At 56.6% G+C, this 5,881-nt stretch carries 3 rRNA genes; all 3 read left to right on the top strand.

What is annotated here, in order from left to right:
* The first annotated feature begins 501 nt into the window (after positions 1-501).
* Positions 502-2,021, top strand: a 16S ribosomal RNA gene (locus DEI92_RS16210).
* Between the two features lie 502 nt (positions 2,022-2,523).
* Positions 2,524-5,652: ribosomal RNA gene (locus DEI92_RS16205) — 23S ribosomal RNA — on the top strand.
* Between the two features lie 107 nt (positions 5,653-5,759).
* Positions 5,760-5,876 (top strand): 5S ribosomal RNA (gene rrf / locus DEI92_RS16200).
* Together the 16S, 23S and 5S rRNA genes form the textbook arrangement of a ribosomal RNA operon.
* Positions 5,877-5,881 lie beyond the last annotated feature (5 nt).

The following is a 5,881-nucleotide window of genomic DNA, read 5'->3' as shown; positions in this document are numbered from 1 at the left end:
GCGACACGCCCGGGATGTGGGGTGGTTTGCTGGGTGGTGGGGTGGTGCGTAAAGTAATCACTCGTCACCCCAAAGGTGCGGCGGAGCGGCCGGGACAGTGTCCCGGAGCGAGCCGGCCTCAAGCGGGACCGTCCTCCACCGAAGTTCTGATCGGGACTTGCGCTTGATCGCTTCGACGCTTAGGATGTAAAACCTGCAACTGGTCCTCTCCTTCGGGATGAGCCATCCACCTCGTGTAGGGGGATGCACATCGGTTGCACAACCAAGAACACAGCTTCGTTGCTGATGTCCGGGGTTCCCGGGTGGATGAGCGGATGCGTCTGGTCCTTGAGAACTCAACAGCGTGCACATTGTCAATGCCAATTTATTGACCCCGTGCGTGTCGGCCTTCGGGTTGGCGCGTTCGTGGACGATTCCTTTGGATTGAATGATTGTCAGTAGACAGTCTTTTCAGTCAGCATCAAATTCGCCTTCTGCTCTTCGGAGTGGTTGGAAACGTTTTTTACGGAGAGTTTGATCCTGGCTCAGGACGAACGCTGGCGGCGTGCTTAACACATGCAAGTCGAACGATGATGCCCAGCTTGCTGGGCGGATTAGTGGCGAACGGGTGAGTAACACGTGAGTAACCTGCCCCTGACTCTGGGATAAGCGTTGGAAACGACGTCTAATACTGGATATGACGGCCGATCGCATGGTCTGGTCGTGGAAAGAATTTTGGTTGGGGATGGACTCGCGGCCTATCAGGTAGTTGGTGAGGTAATGGCTCACCAAGCCGACGACGGGTAGCCGGCCTGAGAGGGTGACCGGCCACACTGGGACTGAGACACGGCCCAGACTCCTACGGGAGGCAGCAGTGGGGAATATTGCACAATGGGCGAAAGCCTGATGCAGCAACGCCGCGTGAGGGATGACGGCCTTCGGGTTGTAAACCTCTTTTAGTAGGGAAGAAGCGAAAGTGACGGTACCTGCAGAAAAAGCACCGGCTAACTACGTGCCAGCAGCCGCGGTAATACGTAGGGTGCAAGCGTTGTCCGGAATTATTGGGCGTAAAGAGCTCGTAGGCGGTTTGTCGCGTCTGCTGTGAAATCCCGAGGCTCAACCTCGGGCTTGCAGTGGGTACGGGCAGACTAGAGTGCGGTAGGGGAGATTGGAACTCCTGGTGTAGCGGTGGAATGCGCAGATATCAGGAAGAACACCGATGGCGAAGGCAGATCTCTGGGCCGTAACTGACGCTGAGGAGCGAAAGCGTGGGGAGCGAACAGGATTAGATACCCTGGTAGTCCACGCCGTAAACGTTGGGCGCTAGATGTAGGGACCTTTCCACGGTTTCTGTGTCGTAGCTAACGCATTAAGCGCCCCGCCTGGGGAGTACGGCCGCAAGGCTAAAACTCAAAGGAATTGACGGGGGCCCGCACAAGCGGCGGAGCATGCGGATTAATTCGATGCAACGCGAAGAACCTTACCAAGGCTTGACATACACCGGAAACGGCCAGAGATGGTCGCCCCCTTGTGGTCGGTGTACAGGTGGTGCATGGTTGTCGTCAGCTCGTGTCGTGAGATGTTGGGTTAAGTCCCGCAACGAGCGCAACCCTCGTTCTATGTTGCCAGCGGTTCGGCCGGGGACTCATAGGAGACTGCCGGGGTCAACTCGGAGGAAGGTGGGGATGACGTCAAATCATCATGCCCCTTATGTCTTGGGCTTCACGCATGCTACAATGGCCGGTACAAAGGGCTGCGATACCGTAAGGTGGAGCGAATCCCAAAAAGCCGGTCTCAGTTCGGATTGAGGTCTGCAACTCGACCTCATGAAGTCGGAGTCGCTAGTAATCGCAGATCAGCAACGCTGCGGTGAATACGTTCCCGGGCCTTGTACACACCGCCCGTCAAGTCATGAAAGTCGGTAACACCCGAAGCCGGTGGCCTAACCCTTGTGGAAGGAGCCGTCGAAGGTGGGATCGGTGATTAGGACTAAGTCGTAACAAGGTAGCCGTACCGGAAGGTGCGGCTGGATCACCTCCTTTCTAAGGAGCATCTGGCACTGCTGGCCTGGCCCGTTCGGGTTGGGGGTGGTGTCCAGGCGCCGGATCGAGACGAATGTTCTCGCCGGTAGCTCATGGGTGGAACATTGACAGTGGGTCCGGATGGATCTCGTGGATGCTAGTACGTCGGTTTCGGCCGGTTGGAACGGGTCTGTGGGTGAGGTTCGGGCCGTGCACGTTGTTGGGTCCTGAGGGACCAGGCTTCCCTGCTGCCTGTGTGGTGGTGGGGGTTGGGGCTTGATGCCCCCTCGTTGGGCCAGTGCCAAGTCGACCGGTTGGTCGGGGCGGGCTGGTGCCGATCGTATGTTGAGAACTACACAGTGGACGCGAGCATCTTAGACGCTTGCTGATTCGTCGCCGGCTTTCGTGGTTGGTGGTGGGTCGGCTGGTGTCACAAGAGTGCGATTCGCTCCTGACGTCGTTTGGCGTTGGGACGAGTCAACACTGAGGCCGTGCATCGTTTTCGGTGCGCGGCAATCTTTGTGGTCAAGTTTCTAAGAGCAAACGGTGGATGCCTTGGCATCTGGAGCCGAAGAAGGACGTAGAAATCTGCGATAAGCCTCGGGGAGCTGATAATCGAGCTGTGAGCCGAGGATTTCCGAATGGGGAAACCCCGCCAGGCGTTTTGCGACCTGGTGACTCCCGCCTGAATGTATAGGGCGGGTAGAGGGAACGTGGGGAAGTGAAACATCTCAGTACCCACAGGAAGAGAAAACAACATGTGATTCCGTGAGTAGTGGCGAGCGAAAGCGGATGAGGCTAAACCGATCATGTGTGATAGCCGGCGGGCGTTGCATGGTCGGGGTTGTGGGACACGTCGCTCAGTTCTGCCGGACTGGGGCGGTTACAGCGCATCATAGTCGAACCGGTTTGAAAGCCGGGCCGTAGTGGGTGCCAGCCCCGTAGACGAAATGGTGTTATGGCCGGATGTGTATCCCAAGTAGCACGGGGCCCGAGAAATCCCGTGTGAATCTGTCAGGACCACCTGATAAGCCTAAATACTCCCAGATGACCGATAGCGGACAAGTACCGTGAGGGAAAGGTGAAAAGTACCCCGGGAGGGGAGTGAAATAGTACCTGAAACCGTTTGCTTACAAACCGTTGGAGCCTCCTTGTTGGGGTGACAGCGTGCCTTTTGAAGAATGAGCCTGCGAGTTAGCGATATGTGGCGAGGTTAACCCGTGTGGGGTAGCCGTAGCGAAAGCGAGTCTGAATAGGGCGATTCAGTCGCATGTCCTAGACCCGAAGCGAAGTGATCTATCCATGGCCAGGGTGAAGCGACGGTAAGACGTCGTGGAGGCCCGAACCCACTTCAGTTGAAAATGGAGGGGATGAGCTGTGGATAGGGGTGAAAGGCCAATCAAACTTCGTGATAGCTGGTTCTCTCCGAAATGCATTTAGGTGCAGCGTTGCGTGTTTCTTGCCGGAGGTAGAGCTACTGGATGGCCGATGGGCCCTACAAGGTTACTGACGTCAGCCAAACTCCGAATGCCGGTAAGTGAGAGCGCAGCAGTGAGACGGTGGGGGATAAGCTTCATCGTCGAGAGGGAAACAACCCAGACTACCAACTAAGGCCCCTAAGCGTGTGCTAAGTGGGAAAGGATGTGGAGTTGCACAGACAACCAGGAGGTTGGCTTAGAAGCAGCCACCCTTGAAAGAGTGCGTAATAGCTCACTGGTCAAGTGATTCCGCGCCGACAATGTAACGGGGCTCAAGCACACCGCCGAAGTTGTAGATTTCGTACCCAGACAAGCCTTCGTGGTTCAGTCGTACGGAGTGGTAGGAGAGCGTCGTGTGGCGAGTGAAGCGGCGGAGTGATCCAGCCGTGGACGCCACACGAGTGAGAATGCAGGCATGAGTAGCGAAAGACGGGTGAGAAACCCGTCCTCCGAAAGACCAAGGGTTCCAGGGCCAGGCTAATCCGCCCTGGGTAAGTCGGGACCTAAGGCGAGGCCGACAGGCGTAGTCGATGGACAACGGGTTGATATTCCCGTACCGGCGAACAACCGTCCCAGTCAATCCAGTGGTGCTAAGAGTCCTAACCCGGCTCGATCCTGATCCCTTCGGGGTGATGGACGTCCGGTCTAACGCTCGACCCCATGCTGGTGCGGCTAGCGTATTAACAGGTGTGACGCAGGAAGGTAGCTGAGCCAGGCGATGGTATCCGTAAGGTGAACCTGGTGTAAGGATGTAGGGCTGACGATAGGCAAATCCGTCGTCTGTACGCCTGAGATCCGATGCATACCCGTCATGGGGAATTCAGTGATCCTATGCTGCCGAGAAAAGCATCGACGCGAGGTTGCAGCTGCCCGTACCCGAAACCGACTCAGGTGGTCAGGTAGAGAATACCAAGGAGATCGAGAGAATCGTGGTTAAGGAACTCGGCAAAATGCCCCCGTAACTTCGGGAGAAGGGGGGCCGGAACCGTGAACGGACTTGCTCCGGGAGCGGGGAAGGCCGCAGAGACCAGTGGGAAGCGACTGTTTACTAAAAACACAGGTCCGTGCGAAGTCGCAAGACGATGTATACGGACTGACGCCTGCCCGGTGCTGGAAGGTTAAGAGGAAGGGTTAGCCTCACGGCGAAGCTCAGAATTTAAGCCCCAGTAAACGGCGGTGGTAACTATAACCATCCTAAGGTAGCGAAATTCCTTGTCGGGTAAGTTCCGACCTGCACGAATGGCGTAACGACTTCCCAGCTGTCTCAACCGCGAACTCGGCGAAATTGCACTACGAGTAAAGATGCTCGTTACGCGCAGCAGGACGGAAAGACCCCGTGACCTTTACTACAGCTTGGTATTGGTGTTCGGTGTGGCTTGTGTAGGATAGGTGGGAGACTGTGAAGCGGGCACGCCAGTGTTCGTGGAGTCGTTGTTGAAATACCACTCTGGTCACTCTGGATGTCTAACGTAGGACCCTGATCGGGTTCATGGACAGTGCCTGGTGGGTAGTTTAACTGGGGCGGTTGCCTCCCAAAAAGTAACGGAGGCGCCCAAAGGTTCCCTCAACCTGGTTGGCAATCAGGTGTCGAGTGTAAGTGCACAAGGGAGCTTGACTGTGAGACTGACAAGTCGAGCAGGGACGAAAGTCGGGACTAGTGATCCGGCAGTGGCTTGTGGAAGCGCTGTCGCTCAACGGATAAAAGGTACCTCGGGGATAACAGGCTGATCTTGCCCAAGAGTCCATATCGACGGCATGGTTTGGCACCTCGATGTCGGCTCGTCGCATCCTGGGGCTGGAGTAGGTCCCAAGGGTTGGGCTGTTCGCCCATTAAAGCGGTACGCGAGCTGGGTTTAGAACGTCGTGAGACAGTTCGGTCCCTATCCGCTGCGCGCGTAGGAAATTTGAGAAGATCTATCCCTAGTACGAGAGGACCGGGATGGACGAACCTCTGGTGTGTCAGTTGTTCTGCCAAGGGCACCGCTGATTAGCTACGTTCGGACCGGATAACCGCTGAAAGCATCTAAGCGGGAAGCCGTCTTCGAGATGAGATTTCCATGCCCCTTGTGGGTGAGAGGCTCCCAGTAGACGACTGGGTTGATAGGCCGGATGTGGAAGCGGGGACTAACGACCCGTGGAGCTGACCGGTACTAATAAGCCGATGACTTGATTACACTTCCCACCCGTTCGGGTGGGGCTCGCGTCCACTTTGTGGTTCCCGATATGCGATCGGGGATCATCCGCAGCAACTGCGGAACATGATCGTGAATATCGATGGTGTTCCGGTGGTCATAGCGAGAGGGAAACGCCCGGTCACATTCCGAACCCGGAAGCTAAGCCTCTCAGCGCCGATGGTACTGCAAGGGGGACCTTGTGGGAGAGTAGGACACCGCCGGACTCAAC

The organism is Curtobacterium sp. MCBD17_034, assembly GCF_003234515.1.
In the GTDB taxonomy this organism is placed as follows: Bacteria; Actinomycetota; Actinomycetes; order Actinomycetales; family Microbacteriaceae; genus Curtobacterium.
Note: the sequence above shows the minus strand (reverse complement) of the source record. Positions and strands in the feature narration are given on the sequence as shown.